Source organism: Clostridium pascui (assembly GCF_016908015.1).
Taxonomy (GTDB): Bacteria; Bacillota; Clostridia; order Clostridiales; family Clostridiaceae; genus Clostridium_AK; species Clostridium_AK pascui.
The window spans coordinates 294,466-316,608 of record NZ_JAFBDB010000001.1 but is presented as its reverse complement, the minus strand read 5'-3'; the positions used below and the strand labels follow the sequence as shown (position 1 = coordinate 316,608).

The 22,143-nt window shown below is 31.2% G+C and carries 28 protein-coding genes and 1 tRNA gene; 3 read left to right on the top strand and 26 right to left on the bottom strand.

Annotated elements, in window-relative coordinates:
• Positions 1-15 precede the first annotated feature (15 nt).
• The 21 genes from JOC70_RS01725 to JOC70_RS01625 form a co-directional block, all read right to left on the bottom strand.
• Positions 16-1,032: a DUF2793 domain-containing protein gene (locus JOC70_RS01725; protein WP_204597188.1), complete on the bottom strand. Its 1,017-nt coding sequence runs from the start codon at positions 1,030-1,032 to the stop codon at positions 16-18.
• Positions 1,033-1,045: 13 nt separating this feature from the next.
• Positions 1,046-1,465, bottom strand: coding sequence for a phosphoglucomutase (locus JOC70_RS01720; protein WP_204597187.1), 420 nt, complete (start codon positions 1,463-1,465; stop codon positions 1,046-1,048).
• Between the two features lie 3 nt (positions 1,466-1,468).
• The gene (locus tag JOC70_RS01715; protein WP_243429016.1) at positions 1,469-2,536 is read right to left on the bottom strand and encodes a baseplate J/gp47 family protein; all 1,068 of its coding nucleotides are present in this window, start codon (positions 2,534-2,536) and stop codon (positions 1,469-1,471) included.
• A 2-nt stretch (positions 2,537-2,538) separates the two neighbouring features.
• Positions 2,539-2,955, bottom strand: coding sequence for a DUF2634 domain-containing protein (locus JOC70_RS01710; protein ID WP_204597186.1), 417 nt, complete (start codon positions 2,953-2,955; stop codon positions 2,539-2,541).
• A gap of 3 nt (positions 2,956-2,958) precedes the next feature.
• A complete protein-coding gene (locus tag JOC70_RS01705) occupies positions 2,959-3,291 on the bottom strand; it encodes a DUF2577 domain-containing protein (RefSeq protein ID WP_204597185.1) in 333 nt (110 codons plus the stop codon).
• 2 nt (positions 3,292-3,293) lie between these two features.
• Positions 3,294-4,268 carry an XkdQ/YqbQ family protein gene (locus JOC70_RS01700; RefSeq protein ID WP_204597184.1) on the bottom strand — a complete coding sequence of 325 codons (975 nt, stop codon included), beginning with the start codon at positions 4,266-4,268 and terminating at the stop codon, positions 3,294-3,296.
• 12 nt (positions 4,269-4,280) lie between these two features.
• Positions 4,281-4,946 (bottom strand): LysM peptidoglycan-binding domain-containing protein, encoded by a 666-nt coding sequence (locus JOC70_RS01695; RefSeq protein ID WP_204597183.1) that lies wholly within the window; start codon positions 4,944-4,946, stop codon positions 4,281-4,283.
• Positions 4,946-6,898: a phage tail family protein gene (locus JOC70_RS01690; RefSeq protein WP_204597182.1), complete on the bottom strand. Its 1,953-nt coding sequence runs from the start codon at positions 6,896-6,898 to the stop codon at positions 4,946-4,948. The genes JOC70_RS01695 and JOC70_RS01690 overlap by 1 nt, the downstream gene beginning before the upstream one ends.
• A gap of 267 nt (positions 6,899-7,165) precedes the next feature.
• On the bottom strand, positions 7,166-7,579 hold the full coding sequence (locus JOC70_RS01685) for a phage tail assembly chaperone (RefSeq protein WP_204597181.1): 414 nt from the start codon (positions 7,577-7,579) through the stop codon (positions 7,166-7,168).
• Between the two features lie 15 nt (positions 7,580-7,594).
• Positions 7,595-8,059, bottom strand: a complete 465-nt coding sequence (locus JOC70_RS01680) for a phage tail tube protein (RefSeq protein WP_204597180.1) — start codon at positions 8,057-8,059, stop codon at positions 7,595-7,597.
• 3 nt (positions 8,060-8,062) lie between these two features.
• Complete coding sequence (locus JOC70_RS01675) at positions 8,063-9,379, bottom strand: phage tail sheath family protein (protein WP_204597179.1); 1,317 nt, start codon at positions 9,377-9,379, stop codon at positions 8,063-8,065.
• Between the two features lies 1 nt (position 9,380).
• Positions 9,381-9,557: a hypothetical protein gene (locus tag JOC70_RS01670; RefSeq protein WP_204597178.1), complete on the bottom strand. Its 177-nt coding sequence runs from the start codon at positions 9,555-9,557 to the stop codon at positions 9,381-9,383.
• Positions 9,550-9,981: a phage tail terminator family protein gene (locus tag JOC70_RS01665; RefSeq protein WP_204597177.1), complete on the bottom strand. Its 432-nt coding sequence runs from the start codon at positions 9,979-9,981 to the stop codon at positions 9,550-9,552. Before JOC70_RS01665 ends, JOC70_RS01670 begins: the two co-directional genes overlap by 8 nt.
• Positions 9,982-10,509: 528 nt before the next feature.
• A complete protein-coding gene (locus tag JOC70_RS01660; RefSeq protein ID WP_204597176.1) occupies positions 10,510-11,040 on the bottom strand; it encodes a hypothetical protein in 531 nt (176 codons plus the stop codon).
• A 136-nt stretch (positions 11,041-11,176) separates the two neighbouring features.
• Positions 11,177-11,380, bottom strand: coding sequence for a helix-turn-helix domain-containing protein (locus JOC70_RS01655; RefSeq protein ID WP_204597175.1), 204 nt, complete (start codon positions 11,378-11,380; stop codon positions 11,177-11,179).
• Between the two features lie 2 nt (positions 11,381-11,382).
• Entirely contained in the window at positions 11,383-11,712 is a 330-nt protein-coding gene (locus JOC70_RS01650) for a hypothetical protein (protein ID WP_204597174.1), read from the bottom strand.
• A gap of 110 nt (positions 11,713-11,822) precedes the next feature.
• The gene (locus tag JOC70_RS01645; RefSeq protein WP_204597173.1) at positions 11,823-12,605 is read right to left on the bottom strand and encodes a DnaA ATPase domain-containing protein; all 783 of its coding nucleotides are present in this window, start codon (positions 12,603-12,605) and stop codon (positions 11,823-11,825) included.
• Positions 12,517-13,317 carry a DnaD domain protein gene (locus JOC70_RS01640; RefSeq protein WP_204597172.1) on the bottom strand — a complete coding sequence of 267 codons (801 nt, stop codon included), beginning with the start codon at positions 13,315-13,317 and terminating at the stop codon, positions 12,517-12,519. The genes JOC70_RS01645 and JOC70_RS01640 overlap by 89 nt, the downstream gene beginning before the upstream one ends.
• A gap of 250 nt (positions 13,318-13,567) precedes the next feature.
• Entirely contained in the window at positions 13,568-13,918 is a 351-nt protein-coding gene (locus tag JOC70_RS01635) for a hypothetical protein (RefSeq protein WP_204597171.1), read from the bottom strand.
• An 88-nt stretch (positions 13,919-14,006) separates the two neighbouring features.
• Positions 14,007-14,153 (bottom strand): hypothetical protein, encoded by a 147-nt coding sequence (locus JOC70_RS01630; RefSeq protein WP_204597170.1) that lies wholly within the window; start codon positions 14,151-14,153, stop codon positions 14,007-14,009.
• A gap of 161 nt (positions 14,154-14,314) precedes the next feature.
• On the bottom strand, positions 14,315-14,566 hold the full coding sequence (locus JOC70_RS01625; RefSeq protein WP_204597169.1) for a hypothetical protein: 252 nt from the start codon (positions 14,564-14,566) through the stop codon (positions 14,315-14,317).
• Positions 14,567-14,717: 151 nt separating this feature from the next.
• Here JOC70_RS01625 and JOC70_RS01620 point away from each other — a divergent pair, with 151 nt between their 5' ends.
• From JOC70_RS01620 to JOC70_RS01610, 3 genes are all read left to right on the top strand, one after another.
• Positions 14,718-15,167 (top strand): hypothetical protein, encoded by a 450-nt coding sequence (locus JOC70_RS01620; RefSeq protein ID WP_204597168.1) that lies wholly within the window; start codon positions 14,718-14,720, stop codon positions 15,165-15,167.
• 23 nt (positions 15,168-15,190) lie between these two features.
• The gene (locus tag JOC70_RS01615; RefSeq protein WP_204597167.1) at positions 15,191-15,643 is read left to right on the top strand and encodes an ImmA/IrrE family metallo-endopeptidase; all 453 of its coding nucleotides are present in this window, start codon (positions 15,191-15,193) and stop codon (positions 15,641-15,643) included.
• A gap of 216 nt (positions 15,644-15,859) precedes the next feature.
• Positions 15,860-16,594, top strand: coding sequence for a tyrosine-type recombinase/integrase (locus JOC70_RS01610; RefSeq protein ID WP_204597800.1), 735 nt, complete (start codon positions 15,860-15,862; stop codon positions 16,592-16,594).
• A 99-nt stretch (positions 16,595-16,693) separates the two neighbouring features.
• Here the strand turns inward: JOC70_RS01610 and JOC70_RS01605 are convergent.
• The 5 genes from JOC70_RS01605 to JOC70_RS01585 all read right to left on the bottom strand — a co-directional run bounded on the left by JOC70_RS01605 (position 16,694) and on the right by JOC70_RS01585 (position 22,141).
• Positions 16,694-16,769: transfer RNA gene (locus JOC70_RS01605), tRNA-Pro, on the bottom strand.
• A gap of 112 nt (positions 16,770-16,881) precedes the next feature.
• Positions 16,882-18,360 (bottom strand): stage IV sporulation protein A, encoded by a 1,479-nt coding sequence (gene spoIVA / locus JOC70_RS01600; RefSeq protein ID WP_204597166.1) that lies wholly within the window; start codon positions 18,358-18,360, stop codon positions 16,882-16,884.
• A 148-nt stretch (positions 18,361-18,508) separates the two neighbouring features.
• Positions 18,509-19,504, bottom strand: coding sequence for an NAD(P)H-dependent glycerol-3-phosphate dehydrogenase (locus JOC70_RS01595; RefSeq protein ID WP_204597799.1), 996 nt, complete (start codon positions 19,502-19,504; stop codon positions 18,509-18,511).
• A 4-nt stretch (positions 19,505-19,508) separates the two neighbouring features.
• Positions 19,509-20,825, bottom strand: coding sequence for a ribosome biogenesis GTPase Der (gene der / locus JOC70_RS01590; RefSeq protein ID WP_204597165.1), 1,317 nt, complete (start codon positions 20,823-20,825; stop codon positions 19,509-19,511).
• 2 nt (positions 20,826-20,827) lie between these two features.
• Positions 20,828-22,141: a DUF512 domain-containing protein gene (locus tag JOC70_RS01585; RefSeq protein ID WP_204597164.1), complete on the bottom strand. Its 1,314-nt coding sequence runs from the start codon at positions 22,139-22,141 to the stop codon at positions 20,828-20,830.
• Between the last annotated feature and the right edge of the window lie 2 nt (positions 22,142-22,143).

The following is a 22,143-nucleotide window of genomic DNA, read 5'->3' as shown; positions in this document are numbered from 1 at the left end:
TTACACCTCCTTTAATTAAAAACTACCTCCATCAATTAGCGATACTTGTAATTTATTAGATGCATTTATTATTATAGTACTTGCATCAACATTGGTATTTATCCCTGTAGCATCTACGGTAATTCCATTTCCGGCCTTAGCACTTACTGTATCTGTAGATGCTACTATTCCATTGCCAGCACCTACATTTATTGTTACTGTATCGGCTTGTCCTCCACCTATTAATCCATTTCCTGCAGTGACAGTTTGTAATGCTCCTCCACTAATTGCCCAGGATGTTCCATTCCAAGAATACTGTTTCTTTTCATCATCAACATATACAGTTGTTCCTACTTCTGGCGCATAAAATTCCCATGCTGAGCTATTCCATTCAGCTACACTATTTTCCTTTCCTACCCATGCCCCAGCTGCAGTAGCCTTGACTATATATCTGTCTTTCGCAGCTGGTGATGCAGGAGGAGTTGTCAAATCTTTATCTTTTACACTGTCTTGATACTCAATTCCTCTTCTAGCTAGCTCTATTTCATTTTGTATCTTCTGTGCAGACCATAAATTTGTATTTGTAACACTGCTATCATTTATTACTCTATGCTTACTTGCATCATTTATATGCGTTCTTGCCTCACTAGCAGTTACAGTATTAGTACCATCAGATACCTTATTTACTTGTCCATTAGTTATATCTGCCTTTTTGACCTTTGCAAAGGTACTGCCATCTGCTATATCGTCAATAGTTCCAGTTAAATCTGTCAATTTTTGCGCATTAATTCTGTGCCATATAGATCCATCATCATAATATAAATAGCCTAAATTAGTTCCAGAGCTGACAAAGTAAAATCTACCTTCAACTGCGGCATTAGGCCTGCTAATATAATCACCTTTTAATGCTCTTCCAACTAAAATATTTTCTGTCCCTGTACCTATAAAAACCTCTTTGGTATCAGTACAAAAACCATATTCTCCACTTAATAAAGCTCCTCTACTATCTAATTGAGCCTTAGTACCTCTTCTAATCTGTATTGTTTGCGGCATGCTTCAGCCTCCTTTATACAAAACTGCCTCCATCTATAGAATAATTTCTAAGATGAACGCTTAAATCTTCTTCATGTCTATTTAATTCAGTTTCAATAGCAACAATACATTCCTGAAGTTTATTAATATCCTCAGCTTCTACTGTATCTCCTGGAGTTTCATAAGATATATATACTTTTTCTGCATTTGAAAATATCTTGATAATTCTTTTCCATGGCATTAAACTAGGCGTTGATAAAATAAAATTTCCTATTTTATCACCACTTAATTTAGGACCTGTATAAACTCTTACGCTTGTATTGCTCACGTTATCATGCTTAAGTTCACCTTCATATACTCCATTAGTTAGCGTTACTTCTTCTTCAAGAACATAAGTGTTACCATCAACTTTATTTAACTTTTCTATAAATTTATCTACTTCACTTGGGTACAATTACTACACCCCCAACTCTATGCTACCTAGTACTGGTATTTCTTCATCTGTTAATCCTACATTGGCTATAACTCCATTTACCTCTAAATTGTTATAATCTAAAACTCCAGGAGTATTAAAAAGAACATCTCCTATCTTGGCATAACTTATATAATTTGAGCTAAAAGTTATATCTTTAAAATATTTATTTAAGTTCTCCATAAATAATTGCTGTGCTTGTGCTATATTAACTCCATTTGTTAATGCAACTTTAGCACTCACATTTATTGATTTGCCTGTAGCACTTGTAACAGTACATGTAGCTCCAATAGGTGCTTCTCCTTCTCCTGATCCGTCTAAATTAATATCTATATAATCTTGAACTTTTTTAACTATCTCACTACTTGCAGGATTTTTATTTCTATCCACTATTACTACTTTAACAGTACCGTTGCCATTCCAAAGTGGAAATACCTTTGCATCACCAACTTCAACAATATCTTTGGCCCATTTTCTATAGTGATAGATATTCCCTGATGTAATAGGCTTTTGTATTTTTTCTAAGTACCTATTATATAGTTCTTCACTAGACTCGGTATCTAACCCTTCAATTATTATTTCACCAATTTCTGCTGTGGCTAAATTTTCTATATACTCTATAGGTATTAATCTTCCTAGTGGATCGTTTCCTATATCTCCAAACTGCTCACACTTCATCTTATATACTCCAACATCTATCTTTTCAATGGCCTCATAATTTACACTGTCAATAGAAAATCTACTCCCTATTGGAATATCCATAGGATTATTGTTATTATCATAAAACATTCCTTTTTTAACAGCTTGAGTGGCTTCTTTTATAAATATTCCTTCTTCTGATGTTCTCTTCTGTAAATACTCAATTGGAGTATTCTTGTCTGGAAAAGCATAACTTAAAAATATATCTAAATTAGAATAAGCAAAGGCCAATTCCTGAGCTGTTGGAGCTATAGCATTATATATTATGCTTCCTTCTCTTTTATCAAGAGTATCAGGTACTCTATCCATCATTCTTTTAAATATTATCTCTTCTGAGTTAAGTTCCTCAAACAAAGTCACACCTCCCTTTCCACCTGAAATTCACTGTAAATAGAAAAGACCGTGAACTGAATTAGAACACTGTCTTTATCATAATTAAATATAAAATTATCTACACTGTCTATTCTATCATCCTGCATCAAAGCTTCTTGTATTCTTCTCTTATACTCTGATTCACTTATATCTCTTTCTTGGCCTATCAAGCTCTTAAGTTCGCTTCCATAATCTGTAGAATATATTAGATACTCATATCTCTCCGTATTTAAAATTAGAAATACGGTCTGCTTAAGTGCTTCAAGTTCATCGCAAAGTCCAACTACTCTGCCTTTTATAAAATCTACCTTATAAGTTTTACTAGGTTGTATAAATATCTCTTCCATTTCTAAGTCATTTTGTACGATTGCTCCTTGTGGCAATATACTAATCTCACTCATAGTTTACACCACCTTATCTAGAATAATATATTGTTGTCCTCCCTGCACTCTTAAAAGTAATACCTTGTCTCCTTTTTGTAGACCTTCTCTAATTACTAGTGTGCTCAAACTGGATTCAGTATTCTCATTAATATACATATTATTATCAGTTAAATCTACTTCATATCTAGTTAAATGTTCAGGAATAACAAAAAATTCCTTGGATAATATTTGCTTTTGGTCTATTTTTACTTTAAAATCATCAACACTTATTACTTCGCCAAAGTCGATGCTTACAGGATTACTAGCATCCACTGCGCCAATACTAGCCCTTTTTATAGTATCTATAATTCCCATATTTACACCACCTTTAATTCAAAATCCATTATAAGATTTCCTTTTTCAAATTTATGTGTAGCTTCTTCGATAAGATAATATTGACTAATCTTTTTTTCCGTTATACTAACATATACTCCAGCTCCTGCCCTCAGCTTTATATCTTCAGCAATATCTATACTAACTACATCTTTTAGTTTTAATGTCTTAGTTTCTTTATTTTTCAGTTTAAGGGTTGCATTTACGAGTTCCTGAATTTGTGCCTTATTCATGTTGTCATCAACTTTTTTAAAGTATTGTAATCTTCCCCATTTTGAAATAGAATTACTATCTTCCAAAATGTATACATCTCTTCCTTTTGTTTCTTTATTATCTTTAACAATCTTAACTCTATTATAAGTATCACTGTCAATAGAATTTTTCCAATCATAATCTCCAAGATTACTACCTTCACTTACTACTAAAGATTGCCTCATATTATTTATATTTTTAAGATTTAAGTAGCCATAATCATCATATAATGTATAAGTCTTTCCAGTACTTAATAAAGTTTTTTCTAAAGAAGCATATATTATATCTAAAAGCTTTTTATCATCTTGTAATAAACTTGGTATTCCATATCCAGTATCCTCTATAGTCCCTATACTTAACCCAATATCTTTAGCAATTTGTTCTATTATTTGGCTAGCTTTTTTATTTGTGAATGAATAGGTATCATTAAATAATAAATATCTCATTTGATCATATGCTGTAACTTTAATATCTGGACTTCCACTGCCTTCGTTTTCAAATATATAACCATAAAAAACAGGGTTATTATCTACCTTAAAACTTATAACATCACCATTATTAATACTTACTTCACTATCCTTTAATAATTCAAAGTCCAAACTTGAAGGTTTACCTTTTCTCTTAGTTTTCCATGTAATGTCAGTAATTAACTCACTAATATCGAATATATTCCCATTTTTATTGTCTAAAAGTAACTCTATCTTCATTTGATCACCAACCTATGGTAGTTTTAAAATTTGTCCAGGATAGATAGGATGAATTGGTTCCGAATTCTTTAATTTATCCTTATTCAAGTTGTATATTTCTTTCCATCTAGAACCATCTCCTAAATACTTTTTAGCTATATGAAAAAGAGTATCCCCATTAATAACTGTATGTGTTTTAGACTTTGCTTTTTCAACTGTTCTTGATCCTATAGTCTTCTTAACTATATTAGTTTTATCATTGGATACTATAATCACTTTTTTCGCAAAATGAGGTCTGTATCTCTTAAGATCTATAGAATAATAAACATCTCCAACTTCTCCTGCTTGCTCATAAAATTTAAAATCTTCTATGGTAAATAAATCATTAACTTTAAGTGGACTTCCAATAAATATTAATCTTATTTTGAGGTTCTGTTCTCTCCACTCCCTAATTTTAGAAATATAAAAACTTGGTTCAAATAATTGTTTTGAGCCTACATAAGGTGCTCTATATTTAGGAAAAAAACTTTCAAAGCTTATTTCGGTTAACTTAGGTAAATTTATTGAGTTAACTTCACCTAAGTTTATAATGTCATAAGTCTTATTATTTCCACTTTCATTAAATTCTATCTTTTCAGGGAGTATTGGCAAAATAAATCCTTCTTCTCCTAGCCCAATACCTAAATACATCTTATACATTAAGCATATACCCCCTCTGCACTGTTGGCTAATTCAGTTTCCATATAAGTCTCAATTTTAGCTATTATTTTATTTATGTCGGCCTCTTCTTTAATATCCCCTGTAGTAACTTGCACTGTAGGAGTTAAACTAACAAAATTTTGAATACTTTGTGCTTCTGCAAGGTCTCTTAGCATTTCTAAATGTTCATTTGATACATCAATTTTATCACTTATATTTTCAAGATGTTTTTGGGAGCCATTATCTAGTCCACCTAATGGCAATTGCCCAGGATCTTGAACTTTATTCCATGATGTCATATCAGGCGTATTAGGGATTTTAAATTGATTAGCTTCCTGACCTATTTTATCTAATCCAAATTTTGCTTTTACATCATCTAATGTAGCATTTTTGATAAAGTCCTGTCCTGATTCTTTAAATTTACTAAAGTCTGCTTTGTACTCTATTTCTTGAATTTTCTTTGCATCAATGCCTAATAGATCCCCAAAAAATCCTGATACTTTATTTATTCCTTTTATCGCTCCATTTAAGATTCCTACTATTGAATTTATAGCCCATTGTGCTATATCAACTATATAACCGAAAGCACCTGCGAAAGTTTCTCTAATACCATTTGTAATTGCTCCAAATGCTAACATAGCAGATATTAAACCTACTATTAACCCGATTACTAGGCCAATAGGATTCAAAGACATAACAAAATGGAATAATCTTTGTTTTATAATTGCTAATGATAGAGCAGCCCCTAATTGAAGTGTTATAAAAGAGAATCCAGCCATTAATCCCATCACTGCTGGTATCAAAGTACCAGTTATAAATACTATCAGATTATAAATTCCCCAAGCTGCTGCTACGCCTAATATTATAGGAAGCACCCCTAATAAAATTATCCCTAAGTTATAAAATATATCTGCTATAGAATTTATGCAATCTATTGTAGTATCTATAGAATCCCTTATTATACCAAATCCCCAGGCAAAAATATTAGCTACAACTGTTATTCCTGTAGACAATCCGTCAAAAAATGGTTGGTACTTCCCATCTTTAAAGCCTTGATTTATTTCTGCCAAAATTGGCTTTAAGACCACTAATGCATTAATACCTGCTTGGGCAAATGAAGTTCCAATATTGGATTTAACATTATCAAGTTGAGCTATAAAAGATTTGTTAAATTCCTGTAAAACTTGCTCTGTAGCTCCTTTTTTATTTAATAATATATTGAATTTATTTATAAGATCACCCATACTCTTAGCACTTTGCAAAATTCCTATATCCATATCTCCAAAGCCAAATCTACCTTTAAGTGACGTAAAATCTCCACCCATTGCTTCTTTAAGTGCAAAACCTGCACCTTCTAAGCCTTGGTCTGGATTTAAGAGTGCTAATCGTTCAGAAGTTTTATTTAGTTTCATTAAATTATCTGGATTTTTAGTGAACGGAATGAATTGCCTTGTTATAGAACCAAATTCTTTTATTCCGTAAGCACTTTCATTTGCATATTTATTAAGTTCCCCAAAATAAGCTCTACCAACCTCTTTATTACCTAACATGCCGCTAAGAGTTATAATTTGCTGTTCAAATCTAGCAGCTCCTGCTATAGCCAAATTAAATCCCTTTTTTATTGTGTCCAAATTTAAATAAGCTGCTGCAATTCCCTTAACTTTTCCTATTAAATTATTAGATACATCAGCACCTTTGCTAAATAAATTGTTTAGCCTTCCTTGACCATTTCCTGTCCTGTCTTGAACGTTAGATAATTCACTTAATGCTAAATTAGCACTTTGAATTGCCTTTCCATCTGCATTTAGTCTATTAGTTATACCTATATATCTATTAGCCACGTTATTCATATTATTCATAGAAATGATAGTTAGATTTAATGCTTGATTAACTTGTTGAAGAGGTTTTATCATTTGGTCAAACATTGTTAAGCTCACCGCTACTGTTGCCATCTTTTCACCCCATTTTCTAGCATAATAGTAGCACCTACTATAAAGTAAGTACTACGTTGTTTTTGATTTTCTATTAAATTTATTATCTTCTACGTCTACCCTTAGGTTTATTACTTATAGATTTCTTTTCACTTTCAATGTGCAAATCTATACTACCGTATATAAACGCCTTTTCTTGTCTGCTCATCGAAATCAGTGTACTAGGTAAAATCTTTAATCTATGGAGGGCATAGTGAGCATATGTAGCCTCACTATCGCCCTCCTTAATTAGTTTTTTGCCTCTTCCATAAGCTCTTGGATTCCTTTATCATATCCGTTTATTGAACTTACTATATTAATCCATTCTGAATATTCTCCATCCTTCATTTTACCTTTCATAGCAATAAGTAATTGCTCAGCTCCTATAACGCCCCATGCCTTTTGAAGCTCTGCATTCTTCAAATCTGGATGTGTAGTTGTCTCAATTATAAGACTAGCCTTGAATTTATCTTCATCTGTTTCAAATATTTTTTGTCCCTTTAAAAAAGATACTTTCTTGCATTTTTTTCTAATTTCATCACCCATGTCAGCACTTATAGGTCTAAACTTCATTTTTTTAGTTTTACCACCTATAGTTATTTCCTTTTCAATCTCTGCTGCATCCTCAAAACTATCCATTAAGAAATCTTCAAATTGACTCATGTTATATTCCTCCTATTATCCTAATACTGGTTTATTAAATTTATCTAATAAGTCTACATCTTCAAACGTAAATGCCATATCCTCTTCTAAAACTTCACTATCAATATCAAACATTGCCATACTAACTTCATCTAAGTTACAATCTTTTAATACTATGGTTTGTCTACCTATAGAGCTTGTTGGATCTTCATTTGTTACAGCCATATCAAAATAAGTGTCAATCCCATCTTTCATATATTTAAGCATAATCTCTCTAAATAAAGATGTGGCATAATAAACTGTAAGGGTGCCTGTCCCTTTCCAACCTGTAGCTTTATTTTGAGTTCCTCTTTTTCCAAGGGCTTTTACTTCTGTTTTCTGCTTTTCAACTTTAGACTCTATTTTCTTCGCATAAAAAAGCTCTTCATTTCTGCCATCAATAGTTACGTAAGCTCTAGCCTCTTGTCCACTTATTGTATCTCCTGCTTTTAAAAATCCCATATATTACTGTACCTCCACTTCCATATATAATTTTTCCATAGAATCAACTGGTTGGGCGCTTATTTTCGCCACTACAGAATCACTGTCTATTCCTGGTAAGATTTCTACATCTTCTGCGACAACATTTTGAAGGGCATTAATTCCCTGCATAGCTTCAAGTAGTTTAATAACATCTTTCTTAAAGAGATTTCTTCCATCTGTATTGTTGTCACCTTTTCCAGCATAGCGTGTATTCCATATAAGTTTTATATCTTGATTTATACCATCTAATGCCCTAAGTACCCTATTTTTTCTAAAAGAATTATCTTTGGTTTCTGTAAAACTCTTAAGAGTGTTAATATCCTGTTCTATAGCAACCTTTCCATTGTTTATAGTAAATACTATCTCCCCGTTTTTAAGAGATGACTCTATTTGACTATTGGTATATCTAGTGTCCACATCTACAGCTCCATCATATTGGGTATAAGTATTTGATTGGTTTATATTTGCACCAGCGGTGGCTCCAGCAACGAAAGCAACTGCCTTATCAGAAGTAATGATAGTTAAATCACCTAGTACAACACCATTTTTAACACTTATGACTCCTTCATAATCAGCTTCAGAGTAGTTCTCTAGCACTACTTGTATCTTTCTACCTTCTTGATCTCTAAGTCTTCTAGCAAAATTTGCAGCTACAGCTTTAATGCTTGAATCTTTAGTTGGTATCCCCATAGTATTCCAATCATATAATTCAGTTTGAGATAAATAATTAGAATAGTCATCATTAGTAGTAGCACCATCTACTCCATTAGATAGAGATATTCCTGCAGTAGCTGTTAATGCTCCTGTACCACTAAATGTAACAAAATTGTTTTCCTTCAACTCTTCTATGTTTCCTATTGAAGTTTGCTTATCTACTTCTTTTGTACCAATTAGTGTGATTATATTAAACTTTTCATTATTATCTATATTGTTTTCAATAATTATCTTTATATCATTACCTTTAGAACCGCTATATTTAGCTTCAATAGTTAATGCTGCATGAGTTGCACTTGCCTTAGTTCCAGTATTCACTCTGTATAGTAATAACTTCTGTGCTCTCTTTAGTGCTTCTCTTATTAATAATGCACTAGAATCATTTATATCTATGCCTATAACATCAAATAAGTTATCATAAGCATTTACTTCGACGATTTGCTTTTCAGGTCCCCATGGTAATACTACCGGCATTGTCACTACTCCTCGTTCCCCTAAAACAACCTCTTCTTTCTTCTTAGACTTAAAATTTATATACGCTCCTGGTCTAACCTTATTTTGAGCTGTCCACATTCCTCCAGCCATATTACTTTACCTCCTTATTATTAAAATCTTCTAAGATTTTTTTGACTTCTTCTAGTGTATAACACTTATCCTCTAATAGGGCATCAATTATATCTTTTTCAATACCCACATAATTATTAGATTTCAGTATTTGTTCCTTAGTAAATTTAACCTCTTTAACAGCCTCTTTTTTAGCCATTTTTCAAATCCACCTCCTGCGTTAATTTGTTCATTTTAGGCTCTTCTTCAGATGTCTTTATGACATGATAATTAAACTGAAGCATAAAGTGTAAGACTCCCTCTACAACTTTATGCGTCATTTTATTAGCTCTAAATAGTTTATTATATATGTTTACATACTCAAGTACCTGATAAAGTTTATCAGCGATATCATTGAAATCTGAATTAATCTCAGCTTTATCACTAAAATATTGAATATTAAATGATATACTTTTTTTATATCTTCTATTTAATTCCTTATACTGTTCTGAGTTTAAAACTTCAATAAAAAAACAAGGCTTTGCAAAACCTTGTTCAATTTTTTCATTATATATAGGTATATTAGGCAAATTATCGTTTAAAACTTTATTGATACCTGCTCTTAATTCATTAATACTTGACATACTATCACCTACTTATTGTGTGCTATTCTATCTTTTTAACTCTATATATAATTTTTTAGCTAATTATTTTATATTTGGAGCTCTTATTTGCATCATATCACCCCCTCGATTGCTATATGCTTTGTTTATTATAATTCAAGTTGTTACTCTTCTACTGCTCTAGTTCACTTTAAATTATCTCCTTTATTACGCCTATATAGCCAGATGAGATTACTGTACCTTTTCCTTCTTTACATACAAGTTGAATGAACATTATAAGTAAAGCAAAAGACACTTATTAACTAAACAAGAATTTATTCTTATCTAACTATTAAGTGCCTATCAATTTTCATAATAGTGGGGACTTTTATCCCCATACAGTGTCATATGCATTCTTGCTGTGACAATCTGTCCTTAAATTATTTTATTACTTGTACTTATTATACTATGCAAAAGCATTATATCTATCCCAAGTATGTCCCAAATTTGTCCCAATATTTTCTACACATATTTTTTGTTCTATAGTTTAATAATTTCTTAGTTGAGCAATTATTTTATAACATTATACCAGTGAGCCATTTCTTCTATTAATTCTTCTCTTTTTCTATAAGCAGTACTTCTAGCACCTTGATACATCTCTACTGATATCCATTCAATAGATTTTTCTTCTCTATATTTCCACCTGATGAATCTTTGGGATTCATCATTTAGCATTGATAAATTAAACTCCGTATCTTGTATTTGCAATTCTAATTCTCTTATCTCTACATTTATGTTTAATATATTTTTTATTACATACTTTAATTGTTTATCCAAGTTATCTATATATTTTATAATTTCCCTTTCTGCTTCTCCTGCGCTGGACCTGCTGCTTTGAATTTTCTCCCTACTATAATCTATTCCCATACTTAATTCTGTATCAATATCAAGATGCCTTAATTCTACCTTTTCTTTCTCTATTTGTTCTTTTTGTTTCCCAAGTAGTATTAGTTTGCTTTTTAATTTCTCTATAAATTTTAACTGTTTGTAGTACCTATACAATCTACCTTCTATTTCTCTAGAAATTTCTTTATCTATCATTTTTACTATTATCTCCTTTTCAAAGCCTTTATATTACCTCACAATATTTATATAACATTATGATATATTTTAATCACTCTTTCTAAGTATATTGAATTCAATACTCACTTTTCTTATTAAGTTTTCAAATTCCATGTTACTTTAAATCACCATCCCACCCTATTTTCATTGTCATATTAAAAACCTTTAATATTTTATCTAAATGCTCAAGACTTATATTTCTTTCCCCACTTTCCCAATATTCAACAGCTCTAGTAGTACACCCAACCAGTTCAGCTAGTGTAGGCTTTGTCATATTTCTTTTAATTCTTTCTTTGGCTATCATTAATCCTATATTCATTTCTATATTATAATTCCTATCTTTTTTCTTAATATTTTTTGTATGTCTTTTTCTAGCCTTACTACCTCTAGTGCATCTTGATAACCCCAGCCCTCTCTGTATAATCTTTTTAACTCATTTGACCAAAATAGCTTGTCCTTTAATTGCTGCACTTCTTCTTCACAACTTTCTATTATGTCAAGTCCTTTCTTTAATACCCCTAATACCTCTCTAATTTCCATGTATTTTTCTATAAAATACACTAATTTACCTTTTAAAATCTCACTCTCATTTTTAAGCTGATTAATTTCATCAATTGAGATTGATTTAGTATTTATAGTCATATTTAACATTTTTACAATTCCCTCCTATTGTTTAAATCATCTATTTTTATACCTCTAAATGCTATTACTAAAGGCTCTTTACTTATATGATCCTTTTTATTTCCTCCCATAATCAGAATCTATTTAAACCTTCTCATTCTATAGTTATAATTTAAATCATCAAATATAAATATATCTTCACCACAGAATTCAAGCATTCTTCCTGCTAAAGCATCATCTAAATCGCAGAGCATTGATGGTGTACATTCACTACTTATTAAAGTTGGCAAGTAATTAAAGTATCTGTAATTTATAATTGGGTATATATGCTTCATGTCAGCTTCTGTAATATATCCAATTAAATTACCTTTTCTTACTTTTTCTTTAAATAAATCATCAATGATGAGTACCTCTGCCTGTTGATATCTTCCTATGAGCTTTATATAATGTTCATTATCTATGACATTGGCTTTAAGTTCTCTCATGGCCTCTAAATAAGGCATGTATATTGCCTTAACATTGTTATTTAAAAGAGCTGCTCCTATGGATACTATTACATGCGTTTTTCCTGCCCCCGACTGTCCGAATAGTCCAAATGAATTTTCCCTATTTTTTCTTATATCCTCAAAACTCTTGATATATTGTGCTGCACTTTGTTTAACTTTCTTAGTCAATTCATCATATGGAATATAGTTATTTAATTTTTTAACTTCTTTAGGGTTAGCGCCAAAAGCTTTCCATAATCTTTCTATTTTCTCTTTTTCATAACAGTCACATCGCCTATACGCATCATGTTCATTTCTAATCCATCCAATATCCTTACATTTAGTGCATTTATATTGTGTTTCCCTTCCATCCAAATCTTGAGAAGTTATATACTTTCTCTGACGAACCTGATACATTATTCTTTCTAGAACTTCCATTTATTTTACCACCTCTTTGCTTTTCTTTTACTCCTCCGTTAGTTTCCCAATTTTCTAATATACCTTTTACGTAGTCATATCTATGCTTGCCTGCTTCATCTGCCTTTTCTACTGCTTTTATGACCCAGTCTGCACCAAACCTTTCTATATCTGCTGTCAACTTCTCTATCACTACCGAAGATAATAGTCCAAATCCATATTTTTCAAGTTTCTTAAATACTTCTATGTTGCTATCACTACTACAATTACTATTATTAGTTAATAGTTTATTATTTAATTTAGATTTATTATTTAGTAATCCTTGATTTTCCCGACTCGGTATTTTCCCAACTCGGGATTTTCCCGATTCGGGGTTTTCAAGTTTCGGTAAATTTTCTGTACTAGCAATATTTTCTTCATTCGAAGATACTATTGGAATTTCATAAACCGAGTAATCATAGCCACCCTTAAACTTACCCTTATCTCCTCTTCTAGCCTCTCTCCTTATATATCCAGATTCTATTAATTCTTTTATAGCGCCACTTATTGATGTATCTTTATCTATCGTATGATTCTTTATTTCTTCAATATAAAAATTCCAATCATCTGGTCTGCTTAGAAAATAACTCATTAATCCTTTTGCTTTTAAGCTTAATCTATTATCATAAATATAATATTTATTTACCATTACATAAGGATTATCTTTATCTTTAATAACTCTAAATACTGACATATTTACTGCATCATCTCCTTAGTATCTAAAAGCACTTTCCACAAGCTACCAGCATTTTAACAAACTTTATATCCTCCTTAGCTACTTTTTTAACTATTTCTTTTCTCACGTTTCCCATCCCCGTTTATTTTCATTTTTTGTATAAATAATAAATATTGAATATTTATATCTAAATATGATATACTGAGGACAAGAGCTTTGCCGAGCTCTTATCCAAATAACTTGCACGCTATCTTAAGGATTTTTTCCCTTATACTCTCAAGTATGTATTATACTCCTCCATTTTTTCCTTATAATTTTCAACTTCTTCCTTGAGTCTTTTATTTTCACACTCAAATCTTATGGATTTTTCTTTTATTTCTTCATAAGTTTCATCATGAAGTTCATAGTCTAATACATCAAAAGTCATTTCTTTTTCTATATCAGTTAAATTATGAAACATTATCTCAGCAAAATCATTTTTAGTATCTGGAAGCCTTATTAACAGGAACTTACAAGGTTTGCTTATGCCCTCTATAGTCTGTAATGTTCCTCTTGCCCCCTCATAATCTATTTCAACTACTTCTGTTTGAACTCTAGAATTAAACCATCTTTTTATCACGTATATCCCCCCTTTTATATGAATCAACTTATTTTTAAGTTATAACCTTCATAAAACCAGTTCTTTGGATGCTTCCACTATTATCACATCACTTCTCAACAACTAAATATGATATATTGTTGCATCTAGTGCACTTTACTTCTACTACTAAACTTTTTCTTAGCTTATATTTAAAGAATAATTTACTACATGTTTGGCATCTGAACTCTTCCATATTTTCGAAGTACTTAATCATAAAAAAACTCCTGCAGTCCAGTAATCCACTCATTCCCCTGCTTCACAAAGCTAATATTAGATTTTATATATACACGTTTATTATTTATAAAAATTTATAGGCTACTCATTCTTCATTGTATGCTTTTTGCTTTTAACTTTTAATAAATTGCAAATAATAAACTATGACTTTATGAGAACATTGTCTAAAATTTTGACATGGAGCGGCAAAAAAATATAGTTTCTAAAATCCAAACCATGGGTATCGCAATACACTATTAGTCCCCCATAAAACTTTGCCCCAACCCTATCACCATGGTTTATTAGCGCTGAAACCTGAGATCTTTCAACGCCAATGGCCTTTGCAAAAGCAGCCTTATTTCCGTTGAAATGTTTTTCAAGTAATTCCTCAATTTTTATAACATTTGGCTTCATTATTTCACCTCCTTGTGTCAATTTATTTTACACTCATAATATACAACTATTTTTTTCCTGTGTCAATATATTTTACAGATAGAGTCAAAAAATTTTACATAGTTTAGTGTTGAAAATTTTGACGCTTGAATTTACAATTATTGTAGGAGTGATGAGAATGTTTGATAAAGATAATTTTAGTAAATTATTAATTAACGCGCGTGGCGATAGGAATAATAAACAATACTCTGAAGATAGCGGAGTTAGTCGAGCTTATATTTCTGGTTATATAAATAAAAACATAGAAAATCCACCAACTCCAGATATTATTAGGAGATTTGCTAATAGTGCACAAAATAAAGTTTCTTATGAAGACTTCATGAAATCTGCTGGACACATAACAGGAATAACCAGAGAAGAAAAAGTTAAAGAAATAGAACAAATGAACGACTTTGAAAATGAAGAAGAAGCCTTAAGATTTATATTAGCTCAACCATCACTAATGCATTATGGTGGATATGATCTAGATAAAATGTCTGAAGAAGAAATATTAGAAATAGCTAATGACATGCTTTTTGCAATGAAACTCTCTATTGAGAAGATGAAGAGGAAAAATAAATAACTATAAAGGAGGACTTTCTTCTCATGCAGTGGATAAAAGATACTGTAACAGGTTTAATTGAAACTTATGGCACAAGAGATATTTATGAACTTATAGATATGCTAGACATAGAGGTTGTAAAAAAAGATTTTCAAGGAAATCAGAAAGCTAGCTTTTTTAGAGATATTTTTCAAAATGAATTTATTTATCTTTCTTCATCTCTTAACAAGCTAGAAGAACGATTCGTTTTAGCTCATGAACTAGGTCATGCAATCTTGCATGACTATTTAACAAATGAAGTATATTATTCTACTTTTATTAACAAAGATAAGCTGGAGCATCAAGCAGATTGTTTTGCTGCTGAGCTTATCATTAATGAAAGCGATATAGACAAGCCTTTGTTAAGAGATATGAGCTTAGATCAATTGTCTTGTTATTTTGGAGTGCCTGAAGGTTTGTTAGAGTATAGGTTTGAAAAGCAACTAGTTAATGTTTAAAAATATTAGAACTCAAATTTAAAGATTTGAGTATTTTTTAAACCACTTAGAGAAAAATTTAACATAAATGTATTTTGTTGAATAATGAAATAAAATGTAGAATAATTAATAAATATAAAACTTAAAGAGTCCTTGAGCTTTGAAATTAAACAACCATTCGCAAAGCCTTTGAGCGCCAACCCTTTATATAAAAAATAAAATTAAAAGTATTTTTATATATTAAGATATAAATTCAGAAAGGAAGCTGTAAAATGGCAGCTTATATCTGTTAATCCTTGTGATGCAACAGATACTCCAAAAGCTGCTAAAACTAAAGTAAAAGTTCTTGACCCCGATGAGGTAAATGTACTTCTTGACTATACAAAAAAGTCTAAATTTAAAGTTATGTACTTACCTTTAATATTAGCTTTAACCTGTGGTATGCGTAGAGGTGAAATTTTAGGCTTACAGTGGGATGACATTGACTTTAATAGCAATACCATTAATATTAATAATAATCTGATATACACAAAGGAAAACGGCTTAGAATTGGTATCCCCAAAGACGGATACATCTGTTGGTATTATTGCCATGCTCCCCTTAACTATAGAAGCTCTTAAAGAAGCTCAGAAAAAGCAAAAGGAAAATAAATTGTTGTTCGGAGAAAAGTATAATAAAAATAACTTTGTTTGCACCTGGGATGACGGAATACCAATAAGACCTGACTATGCAACTAAGACTATAAAAAAGCTACTAAAGAAATGTGAGCTACCTGATATAAGATTTCATGATCTGAGACATACTCATGCTACTTTGCTTTTGCTTAAAAAAGTAAATCCTAAAGTCGTTTCTGAAAGATTAAGACATTCAGATATAAGTATAACTTTAAATACTTATTCTCATGTTTTACCTCAGATGCAGGAAGAAGCAGTTAGTAAGCTAAGTGAAATTTTTATAGCTGAAAATAATTAAAAATATCTTTGGTTTGCAAAATGTTTGCAATCTATAAAAATAGCAAATTAAGAGTAAATATAAAAAAACTGTAGTCCATTGAAACTACAGGTTTTGTCATGGTCTGGGTAACAAGACTTGAACTTGCGACCTCATGCACCCCATACATGCGCGCTACCATCTGCGCTATACCCAGATATCACCAAAATTATATCATATATTCAATAAACTGTAAATATTTAATCTTGCTTAATAAACATTATAAATTAGGGATCTCACAATGAAAATCCCTAATTTATATAGAATTACTAAAGTATTATACAGATAAGTCCTCCATTACCTTCATTTATTATTTTTTGCAATGTTTTTTGAATTTTTATCTGTACATCTTCTGGCATCTTATAAAGCTTGTTTTGCAATCCATCTTTAACCAATACCTCTAATGATTTACCAAAAATATTACTTTGCCATATCTTTGAACGATCATTTTCAAATTGCTCTAATAGTGCTTTTACCATCTCTTCACTTTCTTTTTCTGTGCCCATTATAGGTGATATTTCTGTTTCTATATCTGCTCTTATGAAATGAAGTGATGGTGCACTTGCTTTTAGCTTAACTCCACACCTATTACCGTTTTTAACTATTTCGGGCTCTTCAAGCTTCATTTCTGAAAGTTCTGGGGCAACTAGACCATATCCTGTTTCCTTAACATCTTTTAATGCTTGTGCAACCTTATCATACTCTAATTTAGCCTTACTCATTTCTTCCATTATAGCTAACAATTGATTTTCGCCTTTTATTTCTCTATTACATATTTCACCTAATATATTATAGAATAATCCCTGTCTAGGTTTTAAATCAACTTTTGCTGTGCCTTCTCCCATATTTACTTCATTTAATTTTGATTCCCCTAAGAATTCAAATTCTTTAAATCCATCTAAAGTCTTTCCTATATCTCTTACTTTGTATATGGATGTACACATATCTTTAACTAAATTAATAAAATCTACTTTTAGCCAGTGAGCTTTATCTAAGTTTTCTATCCATTCTGGCATATCAATATTTATTTCTTTTACTGGGAATTCTTTAAGTACTCTAGTAAATATGTTTGTAATATCCTCTTCTTTCATATTTAATACATCCATCGTTTGTACAGGAACGTCATATTTTGCTTCTAATTCTTTCTTAAGTTCTATAGTATTTGGATCATACATATGCTTTGTATTTAATACAATGATAAAAGGTTTATCTATTGCTTTTAACTCATTTACAACTCTCTCTTCTGTTTCTACATAATCTTCTCTTGCAATATCAGTAATTGATCCATCAGTAGTTACAAGTAATCCTATGGTTGAATGTTCATTGATAACCTTTTTAGTTCCAATTTCTGCTGCTTCTTCAAAAGGTATCTCATAATTGTACCAAGGAGTTGTAACCATTTTAGCTTTTTCTCCATCCATGTAACCTGACGCACCTTTTACTATATAACCTACACAATCTACCATTCTTACTTTAAATTTAGTGTTATCTTTTAGCTTTATTTCTATAGCTTCGTTAGGAACAAATTTGGGTTCTGTAGTGTGAATGGTTTTGCCTGATGAGCTCTGAGGTAGTTCATCCTGAGCCCTCTTCTTTTTGAATTCATTATCCATATTAGGTAAAACCATCATTTCCATAAACTTCTTTATAAACGTTGACTTTCCAGTTCTTACTGGACCTACTACCCCTACATAAATATCACCTTGGGTTCGCTCTGCAATGTCCTTGTATATATCAAAATTTTCCAAGATAATTTACCCTCCCAATCTATAATTTTAACAGTATATATATATTAGTTAAAAACTTAAAATATTACTAAATAAAATAAAAAGCATATGACACATAAAAATATCATATACTTTTATACACCATATGCTTTTAAGCATTATATAAATTTTAAAACTCTTCTTTTTTGTCCCTAGACATTAACTCGTATACAGCATATTTAGGATCTTTTCCTTCAAAAACAACCTTATAAAGCACATCAGTTATAGGCATGGAAATATCTAGCTTTTCCTTTAAATTATAAAATGCTTTGCAAGCCTTTATACCCTCTACTACCATTCCTATTTCCTTAACGGCTTCCTCTGGTGCTACACCTTTACCAATTAATATGCCTGCTCTTCTATTTCTGCTATGCATACTAGTACAGGTAACTATTAAATCTCCAAAGCCAGTAAGTCCAGAAAAAGTTTCAGCTTTTCCTCCCAGCTTCTCACCTATCCTAATTATCTCGCTCATCCCTCTGGTCATAAGTGCAGCCTTTGTATTATCCCCAAAGCCTATTCCATCAGATATACCTGCAGCTAGAGCTATTATATTTTTAACTGCTCCACCTATTTCCACTCCTACTAAGTCTGAATTGGTGTACACTCTAAATTTATTAGTCATAAATACATTTTGTATTTCCTTTGCATAACTCATGTCTTCCGAAGAAGCTACAACTGTTGTTGGGATATCTAACGCAACTTCTTCAGCATGGCTAGGTCCAGAAAGAATTACTATCCCATTATCTGAAATTTCATCTCTTATAACTTCAGATAACCTCTCTCCAGTATTCTCCTCTATTCCCTTTGCAATACTTATTATAATACTATCCTTTTTTAAATAAGGTCTTATCTTACCTGATACTTCTCTTATAGCTTGAGATGGAACTGATAGTACTATATATTTACTCTTTTCCAATGCTTCTTCTAAGTTTAAAGTTGCATAAACATTATGTGGAACTACAACGCCTGGGAGATAATTAATGTTTTCCCTCTTATTGTTTATGTTATCTATAGTTTCATGACTTCTATCCCATACGAATACGTCGAAACCTTTTTTAGCCATCATAATAGCGAGTGCTGTTCCAAAACTTCCTCCCCCAAGAAAAGTGATAGAATTCCCCATCATATTAACTCTTCCTTTCTCTAAACTCCATCTTTATTCCTGTTCCGCTAAAGTCGAAACTATCTCTTAATTGATTTTCTAAATATCTTGAATAAGAAAAATGTAATGCATCAGGATTATTTACAAAGAATATAAATGTAGGAGGCTTTACTCCTGTTTGAGTAGCATAGTATATTTTCATTCTTGTAATTCCTACTATAGGTGGTTCCTGCATAGTAACTGCTCTTGATATTACATCATTTAAAACTCCTGTTTTAACTCTCTTATTGTAGTTGTCATAGCACATTTTCGCCATTTCTAAAACCTTATGTACTCTCTGTCCTGTTTTAGCTGAAATAAATAAGTATGGAGCATAGGACATAAATGAAAGTTCATGTTGAAGGTTCTTTTTAAATTCATTCATGGTATTTGTTTCTTTTTCAATCAAATCCCACTTGTTTACAATTACCATAATTGCTTTACTCATTTCATGAGCATATCCTATTATTCTCTGATCCTGTTCACTTATTCCATCCTCTGCATCTATCATAAGTATACATACATCCGCTCTTTCTAGAGCAGCATAAGTTCTTACTACACTATATCTCTCTATTTCATCTTTAATCTTACTTCTTCTTCTTATTCCAGCAGTATCTACAAGAACAAACTTGCCTTCTTCTGTTTCTATTATGCTATCTATTGCGTCCCTTGTTGTTCCTGGGATGTTACTTACTATATTTCTTTCTTCTCCAAGTATTTTATTTACTAGTGAAGATTTTCCTACATTTGGCTTACCTACAAATGCAATTCTTACATATTCATCTTCTTCATTTTCTCCAATTATACTATCAAAGTGTTCTACAACTCTATCAAGCATATCTCCAAGACCTAACCCTTGAGAAGCTGAAATTGCTATAGGCTCACCTATTCCTAAATTATAAAATTCATAAGCATTGTCTTCTTCAGCTATTCTATCTACCTTGTTTACAACTAATACTATAGGCTTCTTAGACTTTCTAAGCATTTGCGATACTTCATAATCTGCAGGAGTTATTCCTGATTTTCCATCTACAAGGAAAACTATCACATCTGCTGTTTCTATAGCTATCTGCGCCTGTCTTCTCATTTGAGATATTATAACATCATCACTTTCTGGTTCTATACCACCAGTGTCTATCATAGTAAAGTTATACTTAAGCCATTCTGCTTCTGCATAAATTCTATCTCTTGTAACCCCCGGTGTATCTTCTACTATAGCTATTCTTCTTCCTGCTAATTTGTTAAATAAAGTAGATTTCCCTACATTTGGTCTTCCTACTATGGCAACTATTGGTTTAGGCATTTTTACTCCTCCTTGCTATATTCATTTATTTTATCTATTAAATCTTCTCCAGTATACTCACATATTAATATTCTTTTATTAAAATGTTTTTCTAATTCTTCCACTGTTACATCATCTAAAAACACTTCTTCACCTGCTCTTAGTATGTTCCTTGGGATTATTATATAATCACCTAATTCATCATCTTTTAACTGTTTTTTTATATCACTACCCGTTAAAAGCCCTGCAACAGTTATAGTACTCCCGAAAAAGTTATTTACAATAGGCTTAACCTGAACTTTTATATTAGTATTTACCTTTTGAATTTCTTCAGCTGCTGATTCTATTTCTTTATATGCTGATGTTCCTGTAATCAAAGTAAAGCTTCCTTTTTTATTAGGCATTAAATTACCTAATCCTTCTTTAATATTTTCTCTAAAGATTCTTATCATTCCTACTCCATCTTCTAGTTGGTCAAATTTATCATAAAAATCTTTAGTTGGAACATCTACTTCCGCTGTAACATAAAATTCGTCAGAAAGTCTTACAAACGGATATCCTATTTCATTTATGTATTTTTCCTGAATCTTTTTCAAACCTTCAATTTCCATTAAAGAAGTTTCTTTATTATATAATGTCATATCAAAAAGCCCTTCTCTAAATTTTGTAATTCCAACTGGAACTACTGCCACATTTTCAATTGAAGGATGTAACTTATAAAGATCTTCAACAGTTTTTATAAGTTCTTCGCCATTATTTACTCCTGGACAAGAAACCACTTGGCAATTTACCTTTATGCCTCCACGAGAAAGCTTTACGAGTCTTTCATATACATTTCCGGCAAATCGATTACTTAACATCTTTTGTCTAAGCTCAGGATTTGTAGTATGAACAGATACATTTATAGGACTTATCTTATATTCTATAATTCTATTTATATCCTCATCTGTCATATTGGTTAATGTTACGAAATTTCCTTGTAAAAAAGACAGCCTTGAATCATCATCCTTAAAATATAATGTTTCTCTCATTCCCTTAGGTAACTGATCTATAAAACAAAATATACACTTGTTAGAACAGCTTTTAGCTTTATCCATTATAGAATCTTCAAATTCTACTCCAAGATCCTCATCATAATCCTTCTCTATTTCAAGTTCCCATATCTCTCCATCAGCCTTTTCTATTAGAGCAACTATTTCTTCATCTGCCATTAAAAACTTATAATCTATTATATCTTTTACTTCTTTTTCATTTATGGAAATTAGTTTATCACCTACTTCTATTTCTAATTCTTCTGCAATACTCCCAGGCTTTACCTTTGATATGGTATTTTTCATTA

Coding starts and splice junctions, on each gene's coding strand:
- JOC70_RS01615 (WP_204597167.1), top strand. CDS start 15,191: ATGCAGTGGATAAAAGATACTGTAACAGGTTTAATTGAAACTTATGGC.
- JOC70_RS01620 (WP_204597168.1), top strand. CDS start 14,718: ATGAGAATGTTTGATAAAGATAATTTTAGTAAATTATTAATTAACGCG.
- JOC70_RS01645 (WP_204597173.1), bottom strand. CDS start 12,605: ATGGAAGTTCTAGAAAGAATAATGTATCAGGTTCGTCAGAGAAAGTAT.
- JOC70_RS01695 (WP_204597183.1), bottom strand. CDS start 4,946: ATGTATAAGATGTATTTAGGTATTGGGCTAGGAGAAGAAGGATTTATT.
- JOC70_RS01650 (WP_204597174.1), bottom strand. CDS start 11,712: ATGTTAAATATGACTATAAATACTAAATCAATCTCAATTGATGAAATT.
- JOC70_RS01630 (WP_204597170.1), bottom strand. CDS start 14,153: ATGATTAAGTACTTCGAAAATATGGAAGAGTTCAGATGCCAAACATGT.
- JOC70_RS01670 (WP_204597178.1), bottom strand. CDS start 9,557: ATGGCTAAAAAAGAGGCTGTTAAAGAGGTTAAATTTACTAAGGAACAA.
- JOC70_RS01665 (WP_204597177.1), bottom strand. CDS start 9,981: ATGTCAAGTATTAATGAATTAAGAGCAGGTATCAATAAAGTTTTAAAC.
- JOC70_RS01710 (WP_204597186.1), bottom strand. CDS start 2,955: ATGAGTGAGATTAGTATATTGCCACAAGGAGCAATCGTACAAAATGAC.
- JOC70_RS01725 (WP_204597188.1), bottom strand. CDS start 1,032: ATGCCGCAAACAATACAGATTAGAAGAGGTACTAAGGCTCAATTAGAT.
- JOC70_RS01685 (WP_204597181.1), bottom strand. CDS start 7,579: ATGAGTCAATTTGAAGATTTCTTAATGGATAGTTTTGAGGATGCAGCA.
- JOC70_RS01625 (WP_204597169.1), bottom strand. CDS start 14,566: ATGAAGCCAAATGTTATAAAAATTGAGGAATTACTTGAAAAACATTTC.
- der (WP_204597165.1), bottom strand. CDS start 20,825: ATGCCTAAACCAATAGTTGCCATAGTAGGAAGACCAAATGTAGGGAAA.
- JOC70_RS01680 (WP_204597180.1), bottom strand. CDS start 8,059: ATGGGATTTTTAAAAGCAGGAGATACAATAAGTGGACAAGAGGCTAGA.
- JOC70_RS01585 (WP_204597164.1), bottom strand. CDS start 22,141: ATGAAAAATACCATATCAAAGGTAAAGCCTGGGAGTATTGCAGAAGAA.
- JOC70_RS01655 (WP_204597175.1), bottom strand. CDS start 11,380: ATGAATATAGGATTAATGATAGCCAAAGAAAGAATTAAAAGAAATATG.
- JOC70_RS01675 (WP_204597179.1), bottom strand. CDS start 9,379: ATGGCTGGAGGAATGTGGACAGCTCAAAATAAGGTTAGACCAGGAGCG.
- JOC70_RS01640 (WP_204597172.1), bottom strand. CDS start 13,317: ATGTCAGTATTTAGAGTTATTAAAGATAAAGATAATCCTTATGTAATG.
- JOC70_RS01700 (WP_204597184.1), bottom strand. CDS start 4,268: ATGAAGATAGAGTTACTTTTAGACAATAAAAATGGGAATATATTCGAT.
- JOC70_RS01690 (WP_204597182.1), bottom strand. CDS start 6,898: ATGGCAACAGTAGCGGTGAGCTTAACAATGTTTGACCAAATGATAAAA.
- JOC70_RS01595 (WP_204597799.1), bottom strand. CDS start 19,504: ATGGGGAATTCTATCACTTTTCTTGGGGGAGGAAGTTTTGGAACAGCA.
- JOC70_RS01660 (WP_204597176.1), bottom strand. CDS start 11,040: ATGATAGATAAAGAAATTTCTAGAGAAATAGAAGGTAGATTGTATAGG.
- JOC70_RS01705 (WP_204597185.1), bottom strand. CDS start 3,291: ATGGGAATTATAGATACTATAAAAAGGGCTAGTATTGGCGCAGTGGAT.